The sequence below is a fragment of the Streptomyces sp. NPDC091209 genome (genome assembly GCF_044757755.1).
Taxonomy (GTDB): domain Bacteria; phylum Actinomycetota; class Actinomycetes; order Streptomycetales; family Streptomycetaceae; genus Streptomyces.
Genome location: NZ_JBIVVR010000014.1, coordinates 25,591 through 47,405, shown reverse-complemented (window position 1 = coordinate 47,405; position 21,815 = coordinate 25,591). Strand labels below are relative to the sequence as shown.

Here is a 21,815-nt window from a genome sequence, read left to right as displayed (position 1 = left end):
AGTGCCCCCAACGCTTCCTTCCGACGACACCCACGCGCTGCTGCAGTCCGTGGTCGACGTGGCCCGGGCCATCTTCGCCGCCGCCGCGAGCTCGGTGTTCCTGCTGGACGAGACGGCCGGCGAACTGGTCTTCCAGGCCGTCTCCGGAGAAGGCGAGGACCTGCTCGTCGGCACCCGCTTCCCGGCCCACCGGGGCATCGCCGGCTGGGTGGCCTCCTCGGGCCAGGCGATGATCGCCGACGACCTGGCGAAGACCCGGACCTTCGCCCGGGACCTCGCCGAGTCCACCGGCTACGTCCCCAACGCCCTCATGGCCGCACCGCTGCTGTCGCAGCAGCGGGTCCTGGGCGTCCTGGAAGTGCTCGATCCCTCGCCCCGGCCCCGGGCAGGCCTCGAAGACCTCGACCTGCTCTCCCTGTTCGCCGCGCAGGCGGCCATCGCCCTGCGGGTCGCGGGCCGGTCCGCGACCGGCCCCGGCACGGCGGCCTGGAGCGCCACCGACGAGCAGATGACGGACGCCTTCCGCGCCTTCCTGCGCGATCGGGCCCGCTGACCGCGACCCGGCAGCAATAGGGCATGATCATGACAATCGACGGGGGCGGTGTCCGGGACAACAGCACGCCGCACGCCGCTCACGAGCCCGCCACCGGCGGCAGGTCCACGGCCGCCGGGCCGGTGACCCGGCGGCCGAACTCGTGGGTGAACCCGGACATGCCGTACGAGGCCATATGGGCGCTGACCTCCCCGGCGGGCGGCATCAGCAGGCTGCACTCGTGCAACTCCTCCACCTCCGCGATCACCTGGTCGTACCGGAACGGCGGCGTGAGCGAGGCCAGCCTCCGGTAGGCCAGCCGCTGCTGCTGAGGCAGATCGCGCCAGAATGCCTCGTACCGCTCCCGCAGCACGAGTTCACCGACCGCCATCTCGTCCAGCAGGGACGGCGCCCCGCTCAGCCGGTCCGCGTAGTCGGCCAGCCGCACATGGCGCAGCGAATCGAGCTTCGCGGCGATGATGCGGATGGCCAGCGGAAGCCCCTCGCAGCACTGGACGATCCGCCGCGCCGACGCCTGGTCGCTCATCACCCGCCCGAACCCGACGATCCGGCCCAGCAGTTCGGTCGCCTCCGCCCCCTGGAACGGCGGAAGCTCCACCCGGGCCACCGCCTCCAGACCGCTGAGCCGGTACCGGCTGGTCACCAGAGTGCAGCTGGCACCCGACCCGGGCAGCAGCGCCAGCACGGTCTGCTGGCCCACCGCGTCGTCCAGCACCAGCAGAATCCGCCGGCCCGCCACCCAGGTCCGCCACCGGGCGAGGGCCTGCGCGACGTTCTGCGTCCTGGGCAGCCCGACACTGTCCAGCAGCGCGCGCAGCACCGACCCCAGCGAGCGGCTGCCCAGCTCGGTCATGATCAGCCCGTCCGGGAAGGCGTCGGCCAGAAGATGGGCCACACGGACGGCCAGCGCGGACTTGCCCACCCCCACCGGCCCGGACACGACCATCACCCCGCCCTCCCGGCGGCCGCGGAAGTACCCGAGCGCCCGCTGCACCTCCTCGGCGCGCCCCACGAAGTCCGGCAGATCACGCGGCAGCTGATTGCCCGGTCCCCGATGGCGCTCGGGTGCGGGAACCTCCAGGAGACGACGGTGCAGCACCGCCAGCGCGGGCCCCGGCGCGACCCCCAACTCCCGTGCCAGCGCCCGCCGTACGGTGTCGAAGTGCGCCGCGGCCTCGCTCCGCCGGCCGGTCGCCGCGAGCGCCGTGATCCACGCCGCGGCGAGCCGTTCGCGCAGGGGATGGCACACGACGTGCTCCTGGAGCCGGTCCAGCACGATCGCGTGGCGGGCACGGTCGTTCTCCAGCTCGGCCCACTCCTCCAGGGCCGACACCTGCATCTCCTGGAGCCGGTCGACCGCCGCGGTCAGATGCGGCACGTCGCCGAACTCCGCCAGCGGCCGGCCCTGCCAGAGTTCGAGGGCCTCGACGAGCGCGTCGCACGCCGCTTCCGTGTCCCCGTCGCGGGTGCGCCGCCTGCCGGTCCGGGCCAGTTCCTCGAACCGCAGCAGATCGCACTCCGACGGATCGAGCCGCAGCAGATATCCGCCCGGTGTGTGGGTCAGCCGTCTGCCCAGCACACGGCGCAGACGCGAGATGTAGGCCTGGAGGTTCTTTCTCGCGGTCCGCGGGGGCCTGCCGTCCCAGAGGGCGTCGATGAGCCCGTCGACCGGTAACACGTTGTTGGCCTGGCTGACGAGCAGAGCCAATAACAGACGCGGTTTCGGCCCGCCGAGATCGGCCGGTCCGTTCCGGTCGTCCAGTACGCACAATTCCCCGAATGCAGTGACCAACCGACTCATGTATCGACATTGTCACAAGCGATTCTTCCCCGCAGGAGGGCCCGACCAGCAAGTTCCTGCTGTTTAGAGGCATGAACCCGGTGCACGCCGAGACCGCCGCGGCCACCGTGTACCGGGCAGCGGCTTTGCGATGATGCGACTGCGGAGCCGCGAAGGACAGGCACGGACACCACTCCGCCCGAATAGCACATCAGGAATGAATGCGTCACCCACCTTTTGTCCATATCGGAACGCCATATTCCCGCCCAGTGGCGCAAGGCGTGAGGCGGCAGCACTGCACGGCTTTCCGCAGGCAACGCAGCGGAGAGCCCGGACGGGCCGCCGCGATCGCCCACCACACCGTGGAACGCGGGCATTGCCGGGAACCGTGACAGCGCCGGCCCGAGCCCCGCTCGTCCGGGCGACTGCCGGGCGGCGCTTGCACGGCGACGGCCTGTCACAGGTCGCCGGCCCCCGCGCCCTGTGCACCCCGGACGGCATCGTCTGCTCCGTATGCCCGGGGGAAGTTCGAAGAGGAGGCCGTCACGAAGTGATGCTGACGGCCTCCTCGGCGACGTTGTCCCAAGGCGTCGATACGGGTGCCTGTGGGCCTACTTGCCTTCCACACTGGCGGCAGCGAGTTCCGCGGGCAGCTGCTTTCCTGGTCCGGCCGGTGGCCCTCCCCGGTACAGGTAACGACGACCCTGCAGAACGTAGAGTCCGTCCCCGCCGGTGAGGACGAAGTGGTCCGGATTCTCCTTTCCGTCATTCTTGCTGAGGTAGATCAGATAGGTGCGACCGGTCTGCATCAAACGGGACGTGTCGGGTGACTCGATGTCCTGTGTGCCGAGTTGCTGCACCTTGATGGCCGATCCGGAGATCTTTCCGGCAAGGATCTTCGACACCCTGAGATCAGTCACGGTGATCGGAAATCTGTCGCGTACGGCGGTACTGGACCCGACCGCGTCGGCGAGGACCACCGCCGTACTGTCCTCTTCCATGCGGCTGAGATCGGTGTACCGGTTGACCAGGGTGACGGATATCCGCTGCTTCGGCCGGGGCTTCGCTTGTTCCGCGGCGCAGCCGCTCGACAAAAGGACCACCAGGGCGGCCGCGCCTACGGCGGCAGCCCGCAGGACAGGGTGCCGGGCGGGGGAGAAGCGCATGCTCAGTACAGGGCGTTCGCGCCGTTGATGTCGTCCTGGCGCGGCGTCCAGAAGCCGCAGACGTCGTACCAGCCGTCGATGGCCCTGTCCATGATCGAGACACTGCTGCAGCTTGAACCGCTGGCCGCCGCGGTGTGGGCGAGGCCCAGGGCGTGGCCGAGCTCATGGACCATGATGGCCTGGCGCTTGGCCGCGCCGTAGTCCTGCGTGTAGTAGTCGTTCCACCACGTCACTATGGTGGTGTCCCAGGTCCCGCCGCTGCAGCTGTTGGTGACAGGGTCCTGCTGGCTGGTGTTGAGTGTGATGCCCACGAACTGCGAGCCCTGCCACGTCGCCCCGAAGTTGCCGTTGGCGACGCGGATGTTGGCTCCGCTGGTGACCTTGTTCATGTTGAACTGCGTGCTGGTCGAGTTCCACGCGTCCACCGCGTTCGCCGCGGCCGCAGCGTAGCTCGACGTCGTGGTCGAGTCCTGCCACTTCAGGGAGCCGGTGGTGAACTGACAGCCGAAGGTGGCGTATGCGGATGCCGGGGACGCCGGTATGACGACGGCGGCGGAGGTGACGGCGAGCGCGGCCAGAATTCTCTTCCAGTGCTTCACGTAAAAGTCCTCTCGGTTCGTTCTTGTCTCTGACGGTGCGATGCGAGTGGGCCGGCTCAGTTCGGCAGTTCGGGCTGCAACGCTGCCGAGACCATGTCGAAAAGGCCCCAATATCCTTCGACCCAGCTGCTGTCCGGCAGCCCGGTGCTGGTGGCTACATGCGTGAAGGCCTCCACTCCGACCCAGCCCTGGAACTCGCCGGAGTCGTCGATGATCTGCAGCATGGGACGGGGGTGGGAGTTGTAGGCGTAGCAGGCCTGTCCCTGGGCCAGGGACTGGCACCAGTACTCCTCGGTGTTGCGGCGGCCCCCGCCGATCTCGCCCAGGTAGCGGACCCGGTCCTTGTCGGTGCCGGCGCACGAGGTGTTCGGCTGGAGCCAGCCCATGCACGGGCTTGTGGCGCACGGCTTCCACGGGTTCGAGGCCGCTCCGAAGCTCCAGGTACCGCCTGATCCCTCCCGCCCCACGATCCCCGTGCGCGTGGCGGGATCGGACGAGGACGCCTTGGCCACGACGAACGCACCCCGGTACGGTTCCGCGTTGTAGCGCGGGTCGTCGACGAGCTGACTCATGGTCGCCCGGCTCGCGCGGTCCAGCGAGGCGTTGCTGCCGTAGCCGACACCGAAGTTGGCGTACGTGGAGAAGGTGCCCTGAGCCGGGATCTCCACGTCGTTGCCATAGGCCCCGTAGAAGGTGGGGCTCGTGATGCGGGCCGCCCGCCCGTCGGCCAACCCCGTGGTGACGTTCCACCGTTCGGTGACCGGCTGCGCCAACGCCGTGCCTGCGGCGGTCCTGGTCCAGGTCACGGCAAGGTGCCCGTCCGACGTGTAGTCGAAGGTGCCCTGATAGCCGCCCATCGGGTCGTCGGTGAATCCGTCGACCGTGCGGACCGCACAGGCGGGGACCTCCGCTCCGCAGTCCGCGGTCATCGCGTTCACCCGCTGCGGCTGTTCCCGCTGGTTCCAGGTCCAGTAGTTGGTGGTCACCGTCCCATCGGGCTGGAAGGCGTAGTACCCCAGCCGGACCCAGTTGCGGTAGTTGTTCGCCGTCGCGAGGTTCAGGTACCCGACCGAGACGACCCAGTTCGCTTTGCCGCCGGGCAGCGGCGTGACAGCCCGTGCCGGTCCTGCCGTCGCCAACATCGTGGCCAGGAGCGCCACGACCGCCGCCAACGCCCCGGCCCATCGAGTAACGACGGCTCTCATCACGCTGCTCACCAACAACTCCACCCCTCAGGCGCCCGCCAGGCCTGTGCCAGACACATCCCTTTACCCGCAGCCCTGGTGCGAGTTCACGGGAAGCGTGAACTCGCACCAGGGCTGCGGGTAAAGACGAGTGCACTCCCACCCCACAGACACGGAGACCGCGTGAACGGCTCGGCCGGCAGACCTGACGACGACGCCCGCGTCATCGCCGACTCCCTGGTACAGCCCGAGCTCTTCGGCGAGCTGTACCACCGTCACGCCGCCGCCATCCACCGCTACTCGGCGCGGCGCCTGGGCGAGCAGGCGGCCGAGGACATCACCGCCGACACCTTCCTGAGTGCGTTCCACACCCGCTCCCGCTACGACCTCACCCGCCCGAACGCCCAGCCCTGGCTGTACGGCATAGCCGCCAACCTCATCGGGAAGCAGCGCCGCACCGAGGTCCGGGCCCTGCGGGCCTTGGCCCGCACCGGTTACGACCCCGTCGCCGAGGCCTGGACCGACCGAAGCGACAGCCGTGTCACCGCCCAGGCGGCGCAGGCACCGCTGGCCGCGGCGCTGGCCGCGCTGTCGGCGGGCGACCGGCACGTCCTGCTGCTCGTCGCCTGGGCGGACCTCAGCTACCAGGAGGTGGCCGAGGCCCTGTCCATCCCGGTGGGCACGGTGCGTTCCCGCCTCAACCGGGCCCGCAGGAAGGTCCGCCTCACCATCGGCGGCGTGGACCCCCGCCTCGTACACGATTTCCCGGAGATGGTCGGCAGTGGATGAGATGACGGCGGTACGACGGTTCCGGGCAGAGGCCCCCGTACCCGACGACGCCCACATCGCCGCCGGACATCGCCGGCTCCAGGCAGGGATCGCCCGGACCCGGACGGCACGGCGCCCGCGCCAGCGGTTCGCCATGCTCGGCGCGGTCGCCTCGGTCGTGGCGACCGCACTGCTGTCCACACTGGTCCTGCGGCACGAGGACACCTCACCCGCCGCGCCCCTTCCACCTGCGCAGCGCTGGGTGTACCAGGAGGTGCGCTGGGACACCTGGCAGTGCGGCACCGGCACCGACAGGTACAGCGAGGTCGGCTCCTTCAACCTGGGCCCCGCCTCACCGTCGTGCCACGCGGCACCGGCAGCGCCCAGGGACAAGGACAAGTGGATCCGCTACGACGGCTCCGCGCTGGCCACGCCCGACGACAGCACGACCGACCCTCGGGACGTCGACATATGGGAAGGGAACTACCAGGCCGGCTGGGAGATGCTGCCCCCCGAGGCCGCCGACGATCTGGTCACTGACTTGCCCGCCGACCCGGCCGCCGCGCTGCGTCTGATCCGTACGCGGTCCGACCCCGCCCGGTTCGCAAGCATCCAGAGGCTGACGCCCTCCCAGCGCGACTTCGCCAAAGTGGTGGGCGTGTTCTCCACGGCCCCCGACCTCCCCCGGGACAAGGCCAGGACACTGTACGAGGTCATCAGACGGCTGGCCGGAGCGACGGAACCGGCCCGCGTCATGGACGGCGCCGGGCGGACCGTCCTCGCGATCGGGGTCGAGGGCCGGTACCGCGACTCCTCGGACGAACGCAACGGCATGCAGGTGCTGCTCGACCCCACGTCCTTGGCCTACCGGGGGGTGCGGTACGTGGCCGGACTCGACTACTACATCGGCGGCCAGGCATCCGAAGGCCCCTTCGTGGCCAAGGGAACGGTCGTGGCCACGGCGACCCGCATCGCGACCGCACTCGTGAACGGGGCAGGCCAACGCCCATGACCCTGGCGCGGCTTCAGGGAGAACGCAGCAGTTCGTCGGCGGCGGCCGCCGCCGCGTCGAGCGCCGCCGCCGGGCTCTTCCGCCCGGTCAGCGCCGCCCGGATCTCGGGCGCGAGCAGCTCCATCACCCGCCGCGAAGCCGGATGCGGTTCCCCGGCGAAGACGCTGGCCAGCGCCGCCTGGTACTGCATCGCATACGGCGAATCGCTGGGCACGACGACGTCGGCACGGGGCGAGAGGTAACCGCTCGCCCGCCCCAGGGAACGTATCTGCTCCGGCCGGGTCATGAAGGCGAGGAACTGCTCGGTCTGCGCCCGGTGCCGCGACCTGGCGCTGACGGCAAGGGATCCGGGGGTGCCGAACGCGGCCTCCCGGGCGGGCCCTTTGAGCGGGCCGCCCACCAGTACGTTCTCCTCACCCCAGGCCCTGGCGGCCAGGTCGGCGTCCGCGAGGACCACCGAGTACCCCATCGCGGCTTGTTGCCGGCCGAGCGCCTGCCCGTCGAGCCGATTGGCGTTCCTCAACGCCGATTCGGGAACCGCGCCCTGCCGGTAGAGGCCGGTGAGGAAGGTGAGCGCCTCGACTCCCTGCGCACTGTTGAAGGCGACCCGTGTGCCGTCCTCGGAAAAGACGCGGCCTCCCGCCTGCCACAGCAGGGGATAGAAGTTGAGGTTCAGCGAGGCGTCGTCCGAGGCGGAGTAGTCGAGCAGGGCGATGCCCTTGCTGCGCAGTTTGGGTGCGGCCGCCTTGATCTCGTCCCAGGTGGTGGGGGGCCTGCGAACACCGGACTCGGACAGCAGCCGCTTGTTGTAGATCGTGGTCGTCACGGTCTGGTAGATCGGCGCGCCGTAGATCCGGCCGTCCCGCGTCACCGCGTCCAGCGCGGCGGGCAGGAACTTGTGCACGGTGTTCTTCAGCGCCGCGTCCAGCGGGACGAGTTCGCCCTTCGAGGCGAACCGGGGAATCTGGTCCGGCATCAGAAGGACGGCGTCCGGCCCGTCGTCACCCGCGAGGGCGTCGGCGATGCGCTGGTCCCTGCCCGCCCACGGCAGATGCCTCACCGTGACCTCGACACCCGGGGTCGCCTTCGCGAAGTCCTTCTCGACCTCATCCCAGTACGCCGTATCCGCCTGGGGATCGGTGATCACCGGGTACATCCAGATGACGAGGCGGACCGGCGCAGGGCCGCGCCCGGCGCCGCATCCGGCGAGCAGCAGGGCGAACACGAGCCCCACGCAGGCCACCAACCGTCCGGAGCCGGCCGGCATCCTGCTCAGGTCCCCACCGCGAGACGAACGCCGATGCCGATCCCGGCCGAGGCATCACAGATCACGTTCCCCAGCAGTCCTCTCAGACGGGCTCCAGCGCATTCCGCGAGCCCTGACCCGGATGATGCCACACCCGCGATTGCGGACCCCGTGAATCGTCCGGACTTCAGGCACGGGGTACCAACTCCTTTTACTGGCTTCGTTGTTGAGCTTGTTCGCTTGTTCGCTTCGACGGACACCCTTGGTGTTGTTGGTCAGGCTGAGCGTGGCGGTCTCGTACGCGACAGGACTGCGCCGGCCGAGTCCGCCACGGCTCAGGTACTTCTCCAGCGGCCGGCCGGGCTGATCCGTCTTCCAGCAGCGGCACAGGGCCAGTCGCCGGCTCGCGGCGGCCGCCCGACCCGGGTGAGGGCGATCGTGGAGCGGTGGGCCGAGATCGAGCAGTCGGTCTCCGAGGCCTGATCGGGGGCAAGGCGCCGCAGACCTCGGCGCACTCGGGGGTGGCGTGGCGGCGGAAGAGGCGGGCGTTCGCCTCGGTGCTGTGTTCCTCGCTGCGGCGCTCGTCGATGTGTGCGGCTGCGGTGTAGGCGAGTGCCTTCCAGCCGCGGGCCCGGGCGGTCGAGCCGCACACCAGCAGGCCGCGCAGATGCCCGGGACGGGTTGCCGCGTGGGCCATGGCCACGAAGCCGCCCAGGGACATGCCGACGACCAGGGGCCGCCGGCCGGTCGCCGCGTCCGCCTCGGCGACCGCGGCGTCGAGGGCTTCGACAGCCACGGCGAGGGTGAACGTCCCGCCGTGCAGGGCGCCGTGGCCGGGCAGGTCCGGGGCGCTCACCCGGAAGTCCGGGGCGAGCCGCCGGGCGTGGGGCAGCCACATGGATGAGGACACGCGGATGCCGTGCACCAGCACCACGGCGGCGGACGCCGCGTCGCCATCGAACACACGCAGTCCCGGCGGGGTCATGGCAGCCTCCGTGTGACGCCTGCCCGGTGCTGGGGGAGTCGTCCCGTGGCGGGCCGGGTCAGGGCCGTTTCCCGGTCGAGCCGCTCATGGGCACCGAGGTGCCCGGGGGCTCCCGGAGCCCGCGCGGAGCGAGCGGTCTCCTCGGTCGGCAAGCGGTCCGAGACCTCGGCGGCCGCGGCTGTGGAGCGGAGTCCGCGGGTGCGCACGACCTCGTGGAACGGTGTGCCCCGGCCGGCCGTGTGGCCTTTCGCCGGCGGCAGGACGGCCTTGCCCCACAGGCCGCGTCGGGACAGTGCGTCAGGGTGGGACGGGAACGTGGTCATGGCAGGTCTCATCTCATGACGGGCGGGGGAGCGGTTCGGGGGTGGGGCGTGCCGCGGTACAGGGTGTCAGTTCGAGCTCGTGGGCGCGCCGGTAGCCGCGTCGGTCGTAGAAATGCGAGCCCAGCAGGCCCGGTAGGACGGAGCCGAGCGCGTACGCTCCCATGGGGCCAGCCACGCGGTGGTCACCTGGGGGGCGTCGCCGCCGTAGAACAGCAGGGATCGGGTGCCTTCGACGACATGGCGGGCCGGCAGGAGCCGGCCGAGCGTGTCCAGACCGGCCGGCAGGGCCTCGGGCGGGATGGCGCCGTCCGACAGCGGGACGCCGATCAGGGTGACGACGAGGAGGGCCAGGATCTGGCCGGGGCGCCGAGCAGCGCTCGGCACAGCTGTCAGTTGGCCGGCGAGTGTCAGTCGGCGGGTTTGTTCGCGTGAACCAGCCACCGCCAGCGCCGGCGCTCGGTGACAAGGGTGCCGACGGCCAGCAGGGTGGCGGGGAGCGCCGCCCAGACGGGCCAGGCCAGCCACGAGGAGATCGCTGCTGCGGCGAGTTGGAGCAGCACGAGCAGGATCGTGGCCCAGCCCGGCACCGCGATGATCACGTTTGCCTTGTCCCCCCGGGTGGAGAAGAGCGTGGGAAGGCCGATCAAGACCACAACGGACGCGGCGGCAAGCAGCCATGAGTAGCCGGCCAGGGCCCAGGGGGTGGCCACCCACGCGATGAGCTCCGTCGCGAAGCGCAGGGCGGACGCGGCGCGGTCGTCCGGCCGTCCCGAGGTCGTTTCCCTACCAGCAACGTCGGCCACCTGCGGACGATCTCACGGCACCCGGCCGGCTGTCAGGGGGTTGGGGCACACCATGGCTTTCCGTATGCCCCGCACAGCAGGTGGGACTGAAGCACTGCCCGCTGGTTTCCCGCAGTCATCGCATCCGCTCCTTCCCGAACCACCGGGGTTCCGGGCCGGGTGCCCGGTCCTTCAGGGCCGGGGTGAATGCCCGCTCCCGCGCGGCGGGGCAGAGGCAGCCCCTATGCCTCCTGGGCGGAACGGCGTTCACCATCCGCGACGGCGCGGCGTACGAGCGATATAAGCCATGAGTTCAGGGAGCGGTCGTCGGCCTCGGCGGCGGTCTTGGCCTGCTCATGCAGATCGTCGGGGAGTCTCAGGTTCACATGCTTCATGGGACCATGATGAAGCTGGAATGGTCCCTTGTCACGTTTCCGGATGTACCCGACGCCGCGGCAGGAGCAGCAGATGCTGCTGCACTGCGCGCACGCCACGTACGTGTGGAACCTGGCCGTCGAGCAGCATGCGCACTGGCACCCGGGCCGCAAGGCCGCGCCGGGCAGTGTCGGCAACTCACCGAAGCCCGGCGTGGTTTCGCAGGTGAGAACGGAGAGCGATGGTTGATCGTAGCCAGCACCGCTTCGTGATCGAGCTGTCCAGGAATGTTGATGAGAACTGGCAGCACCCCGGAGGCGGTCCCAGCTGTCTCCCCGCCCTCGCTGCGAGTTCGCGGTCCTCGGCGGCGTGGAGCAGGACGGCCAGTTGTGCAGTAGCCGCAGGCTCGTTCGGCTCCGTGGAAGGATGAGCACATGTGGTTGCGACTGCCCTTCGGGGACGAGTTACGGGCCCGGCTGGGATCGCCCAGGCGCTCTCGCAGACTGGGCAGCAGCCCTCGCTCGCGCGTGTGGCGCGTCGAGTTGCCAGAGGCAACGGCGGTGGTGAAGCAGATCGTCGACGGTCCTGATGCCGACGAGCGATACGCCCGCGAGGTGGCCGCCCTGCGGCTCGCCGCCCGAGCTGAAGTTCCCGTAGTGCCCGTGTTGCTGGCCACCGATCCCGGCGAGCGGGTCTTGGTGCTGGAGCATCTGGATCACCGACGCCCGGCCAGCGACTGGATCGTCGACTATGCAGCCGCGTTGGCGCGTCTGCATGCCACCGCCCGCCCGCAGGACGTTGGGGTACTTCCCCGGTGGCAGGGCCCGAACCAGGCCGATATCGAGTCTTTCCTTCGGCTGGCCGGGGCTTTGGAGCTTCCTGTCACCTCTGGCGTGTCCGGCGAACTTGATGACCTCGTGAACCGGCTCGGCCAGGCATCTGGGCATGCCCTTCGCCACGGGGATCCCTGTCCCGGTAACGATCTCCACACCGCCACGGGGATCCGATTCATCGACTTCGAGCAAGCGTCACTGGGCAGCGGCTTGATGGAGCTCGCCTACCTGCGCATCGGATTTCCGACCTGCTGGTGTGTCACTTCAGCGTCGGAGCCGCTACTGGAACGGGCGGAGAGCGCATACCGCAACGAGTGGCGCACCCTGACCGGCTCCGATGCCCAAGACGGACTCGCGGACGCATGCGCCGGCTGGCTGCTCCGCGGCGACGCGCTGGTTGAGCGGGCACGCCGCGAAAGCACTGATCACCTGGCCCGGATTCCGCACCGGGACTGGACGTGGGGCACCGCGACCGCCCGGCAACGGCTCGTCCACCGGCTCGGTGTCGTTGGCCAGATGACGGCCGACCACACCTGTCTCAGCGGCGTGAGCAGCCTCAGCACCGCTATGCGCCAACGAATGCTCGCTCGCTGGCCCACGCTTCAGCCAGTCCCGACAAAGCGACCATAGAGGTCGGCTGACACCCCCAGAATCGTCGACGAGTCACTGGCATGCCGACCTATCTCGTGCCCGGCGGCAGCGGTGGTCAGACGATGGCTTGTTGTTCGGCACGGGCACGGGCACGGGCGCGGGTGGCGGCGAGGCGGTAGGAGTCGGTCCCGGTGGCCGTCGACGCCTACCTGGACTCCGGCGAGTACATCCGACCGGCCCGTTCCGGGTGTGTGGTGCCGGGGCGCTGTCATGCACGGCGGCCCGGCACCACAGTGGTGACGCGCGGTGCTTACCGGACCGCCTACCTGACGTCGACGAAGTCGCCGGGGGCTGTCGAGGCGGCGGTGGTGGCGGTGCCCGCGAAGACGTAGCGGTAGTAACCGTCGACCGTGGCCGTGGTGGTGGTCTTCAGGACGCCGGTGCTGTTGGTCTTGACCGTCTTGAGGGTGGTGTAGGTGCTGCTGCCTTTCTTGCGGAACTGCAGTTTCGCGGGCTGGGACACGTAGCCCGCGAACTTGCCGGTCGACCAGTTCGCGCGGGCGAGCTTGCCCGTGACCGTGATGGTCTTGCCCTTCTTGACCGGCTCGGGCGTGGCATCCGCGGTCAGCGTGGAGGACTGCTTGATCGCGACGGTGGCGACGTCGTCGTTGTAGCCGGCGTTCGCGTACAGGTCCCAGGCACCCAGGAACAGCTTCCAGGTCCCGGCCACGCCGTTGTCCTTCATGTCGGTGGCGGGGTGGATGTTGAAGACGGCCTTGCAGCTGTAGACGCCCTGGGTCGCCGACTCCGTGCAGCTGGGGTCGTCGTCCGTCCCCAGGCCGCCGGTGATGCCGTCCGTGGTCGAGCTGTCGGTGCCCTGCCACAGGAAGGCCTCGGTGAGGGCGACGCCGTTGTGGTCGGAGGCGGTGTACGTGACGGTGACGGACTTCGTGCCGGTGGTGCCGAGGACGATGTCCTTGCCACCGTTGATGACCGCGTTCGAGAACTTGGTGTTGCCCAACGAGTCGTTCGGACGAACGGCCTTCGAGGTGAAGGAGCCGAGCTTCGCCGACGCACCCGGACGCTCCGCCGCCTGGGCGGCTGCCGGAAGAGCGAGCGCGGACAGAACGAGGGCACCGGAAACAACGGCGGCCGCAACGCGTATACGCATGAATCCCCCACAGGAACCTGAGAGGCCGGCGGCCGAAGTCTCCCTCGGGCCCGGCCTGTTGATCTCTGCATCATATGAACTCGGTTCGGAAACAGTGAAGATCCTCTGTGCCCGCTCCCACCGGCTGACGCACATACGCCGATTCCGGCTCCGCTCTGCCTGCCAACGGCTGCCGCCCGGCCGGACACCTTCCGGACCGCTCCGGCGGGCGAAGAATGACTCCGCGCTGACGCCACGAGCCCCCGGGACACTGCCAGCCTGGGGAAGGGGCGGTGGATCGTCAGTAGCCGCCCCAGTCGGGAGCGCCGCCTTCGGAAGACGGTCCGAGGTCCGATTTCTTCGACAGCCCGGAATCCGATGCCGACCACGTGGAGGCGATTTCGTCCTTGTGCCATTTCCCGGGGGAGTTGTGGTTCATCAGGCCGCCCGGCGTAGGCGATGCGCAGCAGGAACGGCACGTTGGGGCGGGGCGCGCGTCAACTCCGCGCACTGACGGAACAGTTGGGCGTTGCAGCCAAGCGTTACGGCGGTGCGCTTGATTGGTAACGCACCCCGAAAGACACGCCTGAGGGGCCGGCACAATGTGCCGGCCCCTCAGGTTTCAGTAGCGGGGACAGGATTTGAACCTGCGACCTCTGGGTTATGAGCCCAGCGAGCTACCGAGCTGCTCCACCCCGCGTCGGATTGCTCCACTGTACGCGATCCCTCCCGGCCCCTGGACCATGATCGCCTGGCTGCCGTGAGGTGACGGCGAAGGCCGCCCGGAAGGCAGGCCCGCCGGCTGTTGCTGCCGAGCCCGCCCCGCTGCGTACGACGGCGTGAGCACATCGATCGTCTGTGAGAAGACGTATCTCAACCGATCTTGGAACATGCGGGTCGAACAGGGTTCCCGGGCGGGTGATCTTCCGGCGGTACGCGCATGAGGGCAGGGGCTCCTGGTGGCTCGGGGTGCGATCCCATTCCGAGCGGTTCCCTGAGGCCCTGTTGTCCCATGTGTACGGCGGTTGCGCCTGCTTCAACGCGACGTCCGCGAAACGCTCCAGGGCCGAAAACACTGGTCCGGTGACCTCGGCACGCGCCTCGACGCATTCCGCCGACTGAACCGGTACAACGCCCGACGCCGTCACTCCCGCGAGACCGGTTCTCCTGCAACGTGCTTCACGGCATCCCCGAAGAGTTTCCCCACCGCACCCCGACTGTTGGCCGCGCCTGGCTATCTTCGCCTCGCCTGGTTCCGGCAGCAGGAGAGGTAGTGTCCATGAGCACCCCGGCCCACCGCACCCCGACACGGCAGTCTGCAGCCGCCCCGACGTCGGCCCGGCAGCGTCGGGAAGGGAGTCCGTCCGGGAACTCGGTGGAGCACGCCTTCCTCCGGATGCAGTCCAGCGCCGGCAACCAGGCCACGACCGCGGCGGTGCAGCGCGCCAGGGGCGCGGACAAGGGGAAGGCGCCGGAGGCCGGCGGCGCGTCCGCCGGAGCGAAGAAGAACTATCGCGACCAGATCGCCGGGCTCCTGGACAGGTTCAAGAAGAGCCTCGAGCCCATCGACACCTTCATCAAGGGTGTCCAGGCCCCCACCAACGCGGGCTTCACCCAGCAGGCCGCCGCCGCGGCCAACGAGGGTCTCAAGCACTCCACCGCCGCCTCGGGTACCTCCGCCGCGTCGGGGAACCTCCTCACGGAGTTCACCGGCACCGTGGTCAATGGCATGGACGCGTACAAGAACATGCAGGACGCCAAGAAGCACGAGACCGGGGCCGGCCACCACACGGCGAAGAAGAAGGCCAAGACCAAGGGGACCGACACGGTCATCGGAGCCGCCGGTTCGGGAGCCTACAGCGCCGCCATCGCCAAGGAGGTGACCAAGCTCCAGAAGGCGGCGGACGCCGCGGTGGCGTCCGAGGCGAGCGGTATCGCCAGCGCTTCCGTCGGCGCGATCAAGGGAATACGGGCAGCCTTCCGCGTCGGGGGAGCGGCCCGCAAGTACAAGAAGGTGAAGGAGCTCGGAGATCCCCATCTCGTCCACGCGGAGTCGCTGGCCCGCCTGAACGAGTCACGGGAGCAGGCCGACTGGGCCGCGGCGGAGGCGTACGTCGAGCTGGATGCCTACTGGGACCACGAGGGCGAGGGACGGCTGGAGCTCGTTTCCGAGGCCATCGACGCCGCCTGGGAGGCGATGGGTGAAGCCCGTGACGCCGCCGAGAGCCTCCAGCGCGCAGAGAGAGACGTGGAAAAACTGAACACGGTGCAGGAGTACGCGAAGAAGAAACAGCTCACCAAGATCGGCAAGGAGACGGTCGGCGGCGCGCTGGGCGAAACCACCAAGGCCGCGGCCGGCGTCGTGACGGCGGTCGCGGCGGGAACAGCCGGGCTGGCGAGCAACCCGGTCGGATGGGGCCTCGCCGGGGCCGGGGCCGGCCTCGTCCTCGGCGTCACCATGTACAAGGCGCTCCGCGCCGCCACGAAGCGCTACGAAGAGGTCCGCCACCCTGAGCGCTGGGCGCCGCAGGGCGAGACCCCGGCGGAGGCCGCATCCCGCAATGAATCGCTGAAGCATGCCCTGAAGTTCTGGAACAAGGTGTCGAAGGGCGAACGCCAGGCCATGGCGCGCGAGATCTACGCCTTGGCGGCGGGTCCCGACATCCGAGGCAGCGGCAGCACAACGGCCGAGATGAGGGAATCCGCCAGGGCCCTCCTGATCGCTCTCAAATCAGGCCCCACCAACCACAAGCTGGAACCGGAAACGTGGGCGGACACCCTCAACGACCCGGCGAAGACCAGCGGTTGGATCAAGGAGATAGCGGAACAGCTGGCGTCGGGCTGACCGTAGCCGTGGGTGCGGCGCTCGGGCACGCCCGGCATCTTCGGCAGCACAGGTGCCGACCGATCCAGCGCCTGGATCTGCGACTTCTCGTCCACGCAGCGGGCCGACGTCTACTGCGTGAAGGTGACGGGCCAGGGCCACTGGGTGCGGCAGTGGCAGCCGGCGTTCCGGGACCGGCACCACCGCCGGCACCCCGGCCAGTGGATCCGCGTCTGGCGCCCCGCCCACCAGGAGTGCCATCACTCACCCCGTCGCTGACGCCGGCATCCGCCCGTGAGGGCGGCCGGCGGTTCACACCGGAACCGGCCCCGGCGCGCCCCTTTGCGAGCGCGCCGGGGCCGGTTCGTCAGATCGCACCCGCACGTCGGGCTTCGCGTGTCGAAACCGCGTCCTGGGACGGGCAAGTGACGGGCTGTGGTCCGAGAGCCCGCCGGGGGTTGGGCTGTGTTGCCGGAAGCGTGATCACGCGGCGTCCCTCGCCGGGGCGGGTGCCCCGGGGCACGTCACAGCGCGAACACCGGGACCCCGGGGGCATGGGTCACACCGGACACTCCCCGTGTCCGCGAGGGCGCCGCGGGCGGCGGCGCGAGGGCCGGCCCGATCAGCGGCATGACGGCCGCCAGCATCTCCGCCTCGCTCGCGGTCCCGTCCACGACCAGATCGGCCGCTGCCCGGGAGGGCGCGACGTGGGCTGCGTGGCGGTCCCTGCCGGTCTGCAGATAGTTGCGCAGGGACAGCCGGGGGTTCTGCCGCTGCGCCTCGATCTTCCGGAGGATCTTGCGGGCCAGGCGTATGTCGTCGGGGGTGTCGACGTACACCCGCCACGCCGCCCGCCGGACCACGGACGGCAGTGTCAGCGCGAACAGGCCCTCGACCACCACCAGCAGCACGCCGGGGCGCAGCAGCGCCGCGTCGATGGCGTGTGCCACCGCTGTCTCGTCGATCGACCCCGGATGGTTCCAGTCGAGGACGGCGTGCCCGTCGGCACTGATCGTCCACACACCCTTCAGGGGGTCGTGCGCGGACACGTAGTAGTCGTCCAGATGGATCAGCGCCACGCTCTCGGGACACTGCAGCGACAGGGCTTCGGCAAGGGTGGACTTGCCGGATGCGGTGCCGCCTGCGACCGCCAGTACACCCGTCATACCGGGCGCTCCTCATGTGCTCAAAAGGGATAGACGAAGCGGCCAAACGAGCCGGGTGCAGGGAATGTACGGCGGTGTGATTGTTTATGGCAAGCAGGGAAACGCGGCCCGGTTCGGCGGAGGCCGGGGCCGCGACCTTCGGCCGACCTGCGCACCGGTCTCGGCGATGCCGCGGACCTTCGGCGTGGCGTAACGGCCCTTGGGTGCGGGCGTGACGTCGACGCGCGGGAGCGAGTAGTCATGCATCCGACTCGACGTCTGCTCACCATGGCGGCCGCCGTCGCCGCCGTCCTTGCGACCGCCCTGTCCGCTGCTCCGCCGGCCGCTCCCGCTGCCGCTTCCGCACCGTGCGCATCGACATGGCAGGCCGTCCAGAAGGTGGCCGTGCGCCGCGCCCCCCCGCCGCACCCCGGCGATCAGGCCGACATGAGAACCGGCCGCTTCCACCTGCTGCTCACCCTCGGCGGGCGTCCGGTGATGCGCGGATGGCGTGAAGGCCGTGGTCCACCATGCCGAGGTGCGACTCCTGCCGCACCCGCCGGCGGCGCGCACTGCTGGGCAAGGACAAGGGCGCCGGACGCCGGTGAGTTACAGAGCCCACCAGCAATACAGCCGTTGTCCGGACGTCCGAGCGCGCTGAGCCAGTCCGGCCAGGGCTTCCAGGACACCGGCCGTGGACTCGACGCTGATACCGATCTGCCGGAGCTCGTCGGTCTTCGACCACGGCTCGGCACAGCGAACGAGGTCGTCCCGCGATGCCGAGGCGAGAGCGGCAGTCAAGGTGTCCGTCAGACTGACCACGAAGGCCCCGCCGTCCTCCGGGGCGGACAGCAGTTGCCCGGACCGCGGACGTTCGCCGGCGTCCTCGTAGCTGCAGCCCGTCATGATGGCTTCGAGCCGGGCGATCGCGACGACCGGGTCGATGTCCTTGAAAAAGACCACGTCGAGGTCCGCCTGACCCGGCCCTCCCGGAGTCTGGAGGACAGCGACAGCAGCCTGATCGTCAGCTGCAGAGAAGTAGTCGCACAGTGGCATGCCGAGGATTCTGGCACCCACGGCTGACAGCCCTGCCGACACATCCAGGGCGCTCGCTGACAACTGCAGGCCCTAGTACTCCAGCCGTAGATCGTTATAGCGAGTGAAGTGTTGCTTCTTGGCGTCGGTAGTGGCTGGTGCGGGCTCGGTGTTGGTGGCATCGGCGCCAGATCGACCAGGCCTCGGGGCGGGCCAAGATGCGGGCGGCTGCCAGGACTCAGGCTGGTGAGCAGCCGTTGAACTTCGTTTCAGGTCAACGCGATCAACCGGCCGGGGTCGGTCGTGTGGCATTGTCGTGGGCGGCGATCACGGCGAGCGGAGCGTGGGCGAGCATCGCGAACACCGGCCAACGCCGCCAGGAGGTCCAGCGGCCGACCTGGTGCTCGTCGAGTCCGGCCGGATTTGCCAGGCGCCGAGGACTTCGCGGAGGGGTCGCGGCGCTCCAGGCCAGGCCAGGCCGGGCGGATTTCACTGGCAGCTGGACGGTCGGGCAAGCCGGTCGGCGTCGGTAAACTAGGCGTTCGGCACCAGGCGAGGGGCGGCGGGCGTGGACTACGGTGACAAGCTCTTCTGGCTCTCGGTCCTGATCCAGCGGAGGTACGCGCAGATCTGCGCCGAGTACGACCTGACTTCCTTGCAGGCCACGCTGCTGTGCGCGGTCAAGGACGAGCCGCGGCAGATGGCGTACCTCGCCGCCTCGCTCGGCATGACCAAGAACGCGCTGAGCCAGCTCGTCGATCGCACCGAGCGGCGCCACCTGGTCAGCCGAGCGAGTTCAGAGCAGGACCGGCGGGTCATCATGCTCAGCGTGACGCCCACGGGGAAGGTGCTCGCCGAGGCGGTGTTCGCCGAGACCACCAAGCGCCTGCCCGACGTCGCGGAGAACCTCGACGCCGACGACCAGCGCGACCTCGAACGCCTAGCCACCGCCATCGTGGACGCGTCGGGCGTCTCGGCGTCCACCTCGTCCTGACATACCGCGCAGTCCTCCTAGGCGCCCTCATGCCTTGCGTCAGTTCACGCCATGAACTAATATTGTTCATGGCGTGAACTAGTCAGGGTTCATGCCATGCCCTGGCGAGAGGTGACGACATGGTCACGCGGGAAAACGGTGCGATCGCGGTCTTCGGTGCGACGGGACAGCAGGGCGGGGCGGTCGTCGACGCGCTCCTGGCCCGAGGAGCGCGGGTGCGGGCCCTCGTCCGCACCCCCAAGTCCGATCGAGCGCAGGCGCTGGCCGCCCGGGGCGTCGAGCTGGCGACCGTCCGGATCGACGACCCGGCGTCAACGGTCGCCGCGCTGGAGGCGGTCGACGCGTTCTACTTCATGACCCCGGAGGCGAACAGCCTCGAGGAGATCGAGGAGGAGGTCCGAGTGGGCACCGCCCTCGTCGATGCGGCGGCCGCAGCGCGCGTGCCACACGTCGTGTTCAACTCGGTCTTCGGAGCGGATCGCGAAACGGGCGTGCCGCACCACGACTCGAAGCACCGGATCGAGGAATACCTGAAGCTTTCCGGCCTGAGGGCCACGATGGTTCGCCCGACCGCCTTCATGGAGAACTTCGCGACCGTGATGGCGCCGAGCCTGGAGGACGGAACGATCGTGCTGAGGCTGCCGCTGCCGAACGACATCGCCCTGAAGATGATCTCGATCAAGGACATCGGCCAGGTCGCCGCCGCGATCCTGCTCGACACCGCGGACGTGCCCGGCGGAGCCATCGAGGTCATCGGCGACGAGCCAACGGGCCCCCAGATCGCCGCCGCGTTCGGCGCGCACGCCGGGCTACCGTCACGCTACGAGGCCCTGCCACTGAGTGTCCTCGGCAACGACCTCGACAAGGCGATGTTCCGCCAGTTCGCCAAGGCGTCCGAATACCCGTCAGACCTCGCAGCAGTGAAGGCGATCGAGCCGACCACCTGGGACCTGGCAGAGTGGATCCGCTCCACCGGCTGGACCGCGCCCGCGGACCGGGTCCGTTCCTAATACTCCAGCCGTAGGCCGTGATCTTGCCGGCGTGGCGGTCCCGGACATGGCACGGCCACCGCGTGATCCTCCTCCGTTGTGTCGACATCAGATGATCAAGCGGTGGCCGTGGGCCACAGAGTAGAACCTGACCGTTGGCGAGCCGAGACCGACAGGCTGCTCGCCTTGGTCGCCGCCAGGTTCGGTCGGATCGAGACTCGCCGCCGCGCCGCCCGGTTCCTGGTCGGGCTGCTGGCCGGCCTGCCCCGGAAGAACTGTTGGAGCATCGCCGAGCACGCCGGTGAGGTGGATCCGCACGGCATGCAGTACCTGCTCGGGCGAGCCAGCTGGGACACCGACGGCGTCCGCGATGACCTGCGCGACTACGTCACCACCAACCTCGGCGACACCGATGCGGTGCTGGTGGTCGACGAGACCGGTGACCTGAAGAAGGGCACCTGCACGGTCGGGGTCCAGCGCCAGTACACCGGTACCGCTGGGCGGATCGAGAACGCTCAGGTCGCGGTCTACCTGACCTACGCCGGCGTCCGCGGCCACGCGATGATCGACCGCGAGCTCTACTTGCCGAAGTCCTGGACAGGCGACCCCGACCGGTGCGCCGAAGCCGGGGTGCCCGCCGACATCGAGTTCCTGACCAAGCCCGCGCTGGCCACGGGCATGATCTGCCGCGCCCTGAACGCTGGGGTGCCAGCGCGATGGATCGCCGGGGACGAGGTATATGGCGCGGATCCCGCCCTGCGGGACGAGCTGGAGATCCGCCGGGTCGGGTATGTGCTGGCCATCGGCTGCGATCGTCGCGTCCCGACCGCGTTTGGGCTCATCCGCGCGGACACGCTCACCGCCAGCCTGCCGAAACGAGCGTGGCAGCGGCTCTCGGCCGGGGCCGGGGCGAAGGGCGAGCGCTACTACCACTGGGCCCTGGTCGCCCTGGTCCCGGCTGCGGATTCCGTGCTGGATCCCGCAGGCGATGACCGCAAGGACGCCGATACCCAATGCCGGTGGCTGCTGGTGCGCCGTCACCGACGAACCGGTGAGCTGGCGTTCTACCGCTGCTACAGCCCAGAACCGGTGCCGCTGCGCGAACTGGTCCGCGTCGCCGGCCGCCGCTGGACGGTGGAGGAATCCTTCCAGGCAGGCAAGGGCCTGGCCGGGCTCGACGAACACCAGGTCCGCCGCTGGACCTCCTGGCGGCGCTGGACAGTGTTCGCGATGCTCGCCCACGCCCTGCTCGCGGTCATCGCCGCGAACGAGCACTCCGCCCGCCCCGCCTCGGCCGGGTTGATCGCGCTGACCTGCATCGAGATCCGCCGCCTGCTCACCTTGCTCATCATCGAACCCAGCCGCGTCACGGCCTGCCCCCACGCCTGGTCCACCTGGCGCCGCCGCCACCAATACCGGGCCCGCACCAGCCACTACCACCGCCAAGAAGCAGCCCTCGGCTGGCCATAACGATCTGCGGC

23 protein-coding genes and 1 tRNA gene are annotated in these 21,815 nt (G+C 69.7%); 10 read left to right on the top strand and 14 right to left on the bottom strand.

Annotated elements, in window-relative coordinates:
- Position 1 precedes the first annotated feature (1 nt).
- Positions 2 to 553, top strand: coding sequence for a GAF domain-containing protein (locus ACIQRL_RS32620; protein WP_401338341.1), 552 nt, complete (start codon positions 2 to 4; stop codon positions 551 to 553).
- A 79-nt stretch (positions 554 to 632) separates the two neighbouring features.
- On the opposite strand, the gene ACIQRL_RS32615 is transcribed toward ACIQRL_RS32620, so the two are convergent.
- The 4 genes from ACIQRL_RS32615 to ACIQRL_RS32600 all read right to left on the bottom strand — a co-directional run bounded on the left by ACIQRL_RS32615 (position 633) and on the right by ACIQRL_RS32600 (position 5,315).
- Positions 633 to 2,354 carry a BTAD domain-containing putative transcriptional regulator gene (locus ACIQRL_RS32615; protein WP_401338339.1) on the bottom strand — a complete coding sequence of 574 codons (1,722 nt, stop codon included), beginning with the start codon at positions 2,352 to 2,354 and terminating at the stop codon, positions 633 to 635.
- Between the two features lie 590 nt (positions 2,355 to 2,944).
- A complete protein-coding gene (locus ACIQRL_RS32610) occupies positions 2,945 to 3,499 on the bottom strand; it encodes a hypothetical protein (RefSeq protein WP_401338337.1) in 555 nt (184 codons plus the stop codon).
- Between the two features lie 2 nt (positions 3,500 to 3,501).
- Positions 3,502 to 4,098 (bottom strand): matrixin family metalloprotease, encoded by a 597-nt coding sequence (locus ACIQRL_RS32605; protein WP_401338335.1) that lies wholly within the window; start codon positions 4,096 to 4,098, stop codon positions 3,502 to 3,504.
- Between the two features lie 56 nt (positions 4,099 to 4,154).
- Positions 4,155 to 5,315: a hypothetical protein gene (locus ACIQRL_RS32600; RefSeq protein ID WP_401338333.1), complete on the bottom strand. Its 1,161-nt coding sequence runs from the start codon at positions 5,313 to 5,315 to the stop codon at positions 4,155 to 4,157.
- Positions 5,316 to 5,465: 150 nt separating this feature from the next.
- Between ACIQRL_RS32600 and ACIQRL_RS32595 the strand changes: the two genes are divergently transcribed.
- Together ACIQRL_RS32595 and ACIQRL_RS32590 are read left to right on the top strand one after the other, a co-directional pair.
- Positions 5,466 to 6,071: an RNA polymerase sigma factor gene (locus ACIQRL_RS32595; RefSeq protein WP_401338331.1), complete on the top strand. Its 606-nt coding sequence runs from the start codon at positions 5,466 to 5,468 to the stop codon at positions 6,069 to 6,071.
- Entirely contained in the window at positions 6,064 to 7,062 is a 999-nt protein-coding gene (locus ACIQRL_RS32590; protein ID WP_401338328.1) for a hypothetical protein, read from the top strand. Before ACIQRL_RS32595 ends, ACIQRL_RS32590 begins: the two co-directional genes overlap by 8 nt.
- 13 nt (positions 7,063 to 7,075) lie before the next feature.
- Here ACIQRL_RS32590 and ACIQRL_RS32585 read toward each other — a convergent pair whose 3' ends face one another.
- From ACIQRL_RS32585 to ACIQRL_RS32560, 6 genes are all read right to left on the bottom strand, one after another.
- Complete coding sequence (locus tag ACIQRL_RS32585) at positions 7,076 to 8,296, bottom strand: ABC transporter substrate-binding protein (RefSeq protein WP_401338326.1); 1,221 nt, start codon at positions 8,294 to 8,296, stop codon at positions 7,076 to 7,078.
- Positions 8,297 to 8,519: 223 nt separating this feature from the next.
- Positions 8,520 to 9,293, bottom strand: coding sequence for an alpha/beta fold hydrolase (locus tag ACIQRL_RS32580; protein ID WP_401338323.1), 774 nt, complete (start codon positions 9,291 to 9,293; stop codon positions 8,520 to 8,522).
- Entirely contained in the window at positions 9,290 to 9,616 is a 327-nt protein-coding gene (locus ACIQRL_RS32575) for a hypothetical protein (protein ID WP_401338321.1), read from the bottom strand. Before ACIQRL_RS32575 ends, ACIQRL_RS32580 begins: the two co-directional genes overlap by 4 nt.
- A gap of 66 nt (positions 9,617 to 9,682) precedes the next feature.
- Entirely contained in the window at positions 9,683 to 10,000 is a 318-nt protein-coding gene (locus tag ACIQRL_RS32570; protein WP_401338319.1) for a hypothetical protein, read from the bottom strand.
- Between the two features lie 23 nt (positions 10,001 to 10,023).
- A complete protein-coding gene (locus ACIQRL_RS32565) occupies positions 10,024 to 10,419 on the bottom strand; it encodes a hypothetical protein (RefSeq protein WP_401338317.1) in 396 nt (131 codons plus the stop codon).
- A gap of 221 nt (positions 10,420 to 10,640) precedes the next feature.
- Positions 10,641 to 10,793, bottom strand: coding sequence for a YlcI/YnfO family protein (locus ACIQRL_RS32560; RefSeq protein ID WP_401338315.1), 153 nt, complete (start codon positions 10,791 to 10,793; stop codon positions 10,641 to 10,643).
- A 73-nt stretch (positions 10,794 to 10,866) separates the two neighbouring features.
- Here ACIQRL_RS32560 and ACIQRL_RS32555 point away from each other — a divergent pair, with 73 nt between their 5' ends.
- Positions 10,867 to 11,022, top strand: a complete 156-nt coding sequence (locus tag ACIQRL_RS32555; RefSeq protein WP_401338313.1) for a hypothetical protein — start codon at positions 10,867 to 10,869, stop codon at positions 11,020 to 11,022.
- 185 nt (positions 11,023 to 11,207) lie between these two features.
- Complete coding sequence (locus ACIQRL_RS32550; protein WP_401338311.1) at positions 11,208 to 12,236, top strand: phosphotransferase; 1,029 nt, start codon at positions 11,208 to 11,210, stop codon at positions 12,234 to 12,236.
- Positions 12,237 to 12,519: 283 nt separating this feature from the next.
- On the opposite strand, the gene ACIQRL_RS32545 is transcribed toward ACIQRL_RS32550, so the two are convergent.
- Together ACIQRL_RS32545 and ACIQRL_RS32540 are read right to left on the bottom strand one after the other, a co-directional pair.
- Positions 12,520 to 13,368: a hypothetical protein gene (locus ACIQRL_RS32545; RefSeq protein ID WP_401338309.1), complete on the bottom strand. Its 849-nt coding sequence runs from the start codon at positions 13,366 to 13,368 to the stop codon at positions 12,520 to 12,522.
- 605 nt (positions 13,369 to 13,973) lie between these two features.
- Positions 13,974 to 14,047 (bottom strand) — tRNA-Met (locus tag ACIQRL_RS32540).
- A 579-nt stretch (positions 14,048 to 14,626) separates the two neighbouring features.
- Between ACIQRL_RS32540 and ACIQRL_RS32535 the strand changes: the two genes are divergently transcribed.
- Positions 14,627 to 16,192 carry a hypothetical protein gene (locus ACIQRL_RS32535; protein WP_401338307.1) on the top strand — a complete coding sequence of 522 codons (1,566 nt, stop codon included), beginning with the start codon at positions 14,627 to 14,629 and terminating at the stop codon, positions 16,190 to 16,192.
- 12 nt (positions 16,193 to 16,204) lie between these two features.
- Positions 16,205 to 16,450, top strand: coding sequence for a hypothetical protein (locus tag ACIQRL_RS32530; protein WP_401338305.1), 246 nt, complete (start codon positions 16,205 to 16,207; stop codon positions 16,448 to 16,450).
- A 245-nt stretch (positions 16,451 to 16,695) separates the two neighbouring features.
- Here the strand turns inward: ACIQRL_RS32530 and ACIQRL_RS32525 are convergent, their stop codons facing one another.
- The gene (locus tag ACIQRL_RS32525; RefSeq protein WP_401338303.1) at positions 16,696 to 17,337 is read right to left on the bottom strand and encodes a uridine kinase; all 642 of its coding nucleotides are present in this window, start codon (positions 17,335 to 17,337) and stop codon (positions 16,696 to 16,698) included.
- Positions 17,338 to 17,925: 588 nt separating this feature from the next.
- Complete coding sequence (locus tag ACIQRL_RS32520) at positions 17,926 to 18,279, bottom strand: hypothetical protein (RefSeq protein WP_401338301.1); 354 nt, start codon at positions 18,277 to 18,279, stop codon at positions 17,926 to 17,928.
- A 640-nt stretch (positions 18,280 to 18,919) separates the two neighbouring features.
- On the opposite strand from ACIQRL_RS32520, the gene ACIQRL_RS32515 reads away from it, so the two are divergent.
- The 3 genes from ACIQRL_RS32515 (at position 18,920) to ACIQRL_RS32505 (ending at position 21,804) form a co-directional block, all read left to right on the top strand.
- On the top strand, positions 18,920 to 19,345 hold the full coding sequence (locus ACIQRL_RS32515; RefSeq protein ID WP_357987987.1) for a MarR family transcriptional regulator: 426 nt from the start codon (positions 18,920 to 18,922) through the stop codon (positions 19,343 to 19,345).
- Between the two features lie 119 nt (positions 19,346 to 19,464).
- Positions 19,465 to 20,355, top strand: a complete 891-nt coding sequence (locus ACIQRL_RS32510; RefSeq protein WP_401338299.1) for an NmrA/HSCARG family protein — start codon at positions 19,465 to 19,467, stop codon at positions 20,353 to 20,355.
- A 108-nt stretch (positions 20,356 to 20,463) separates the two neighbouring features.
- A complete protein-coding gene (locus tag ACIQRL_RS32505; protein WP_401338297.1) occupies positions 20,464 to 21,804 on the top strand; it encodes an IS701 family transposase in 1,341 nt (446 codons plus the stop codon).
- Positions 21,805 to 21,815: the final 11 nt, after the last annotated feature.

Excerpts from the sequence above, each read along its gene's own strand:
- ACIQRL_RS32615 (WP_401338339.1), bottom strand. The coding sequence starts at position 2,354 with ATGAGTCGGTTGGTCACTGCATTCGGGGAATTGTGCGTACTGGACGAC.
- ACIQRL_RS32610 (WP_401338337.1), bottom strand. The coding sequence starts at position 3,499 with ATGCGCTTCTCCCCCGCCCGGCACCCTGTCCTGCGGGCTGCCGCCGTA.
- ACIQRL_RS32580 (WP_401338323.1), bottom strand. The coding sequence starts at position 9,293 with ATGACCCCGCCGGGACTGCGTGTGTTCGATGGCGACGCGGCGTCCGCC.
- ACIQRL_RS32575 (WP_401338321.1), bottom strand. The coding sequence starts at position 9,616 with ATGACCACGTTCCCGTCCCACCCTGACGCACTGTCCCGACGCGGCCTG.
- ACIQRL_RS32560 (WP_401338315.1), bottom strand. The coding sequence starts at position 10,793 with ATGAAGCATGTGAACCTGAGACTCCCCGACGATCTGCATGAGCAGGCC.
- ACIQRL_RS32555 (WP_401338313.1), top strand. The coding sequence starts at position 10,867 with ATGCTGCTGCACTGCGCGCACGCCACGTACGTGTGGAACCTGGCCGTC.
- ACIQRL_RS32550 (WP_401338311.1), top strand. The coding sequence starts at position 11,208 with ATGTGGTTGCGACTGCCCTTCGGGGACGAGTTACGGGCCCGGCTGGGA.
- ACIQRL_RS32545 (WP_401338309.1), bottom strand. The coding sequence starts at position 13,368 with ATGCGTATACGCGTTGCGGCCGCCGTTGTTTCCGGTGCCCTCGTTCTG.
- ACIQRL_RS32535 (WP_401338307.1), top strand. The coding sequence starts at position 14,627 with ATGAGCACCCCGGCCCACCGCACCCCGACACGGCAGTCTGCAGCCGCC.
- ACIQRL_RS32525 (WP_401338303.1), bottom strand. The coding sequence starts at position 17,337 with ATGACGGGTGTACTGGCGGTCGCAGGCGGCACCGCATCCGGCAAGTCC.
- ACIQRL_RS32510 (WP_401338299.1), top strand. The coding sequence starts at position 19,465 with ATGGTCACGCGGGAAAACGGTGCGATCGCGGTCTTCGGTGCGACGGGA.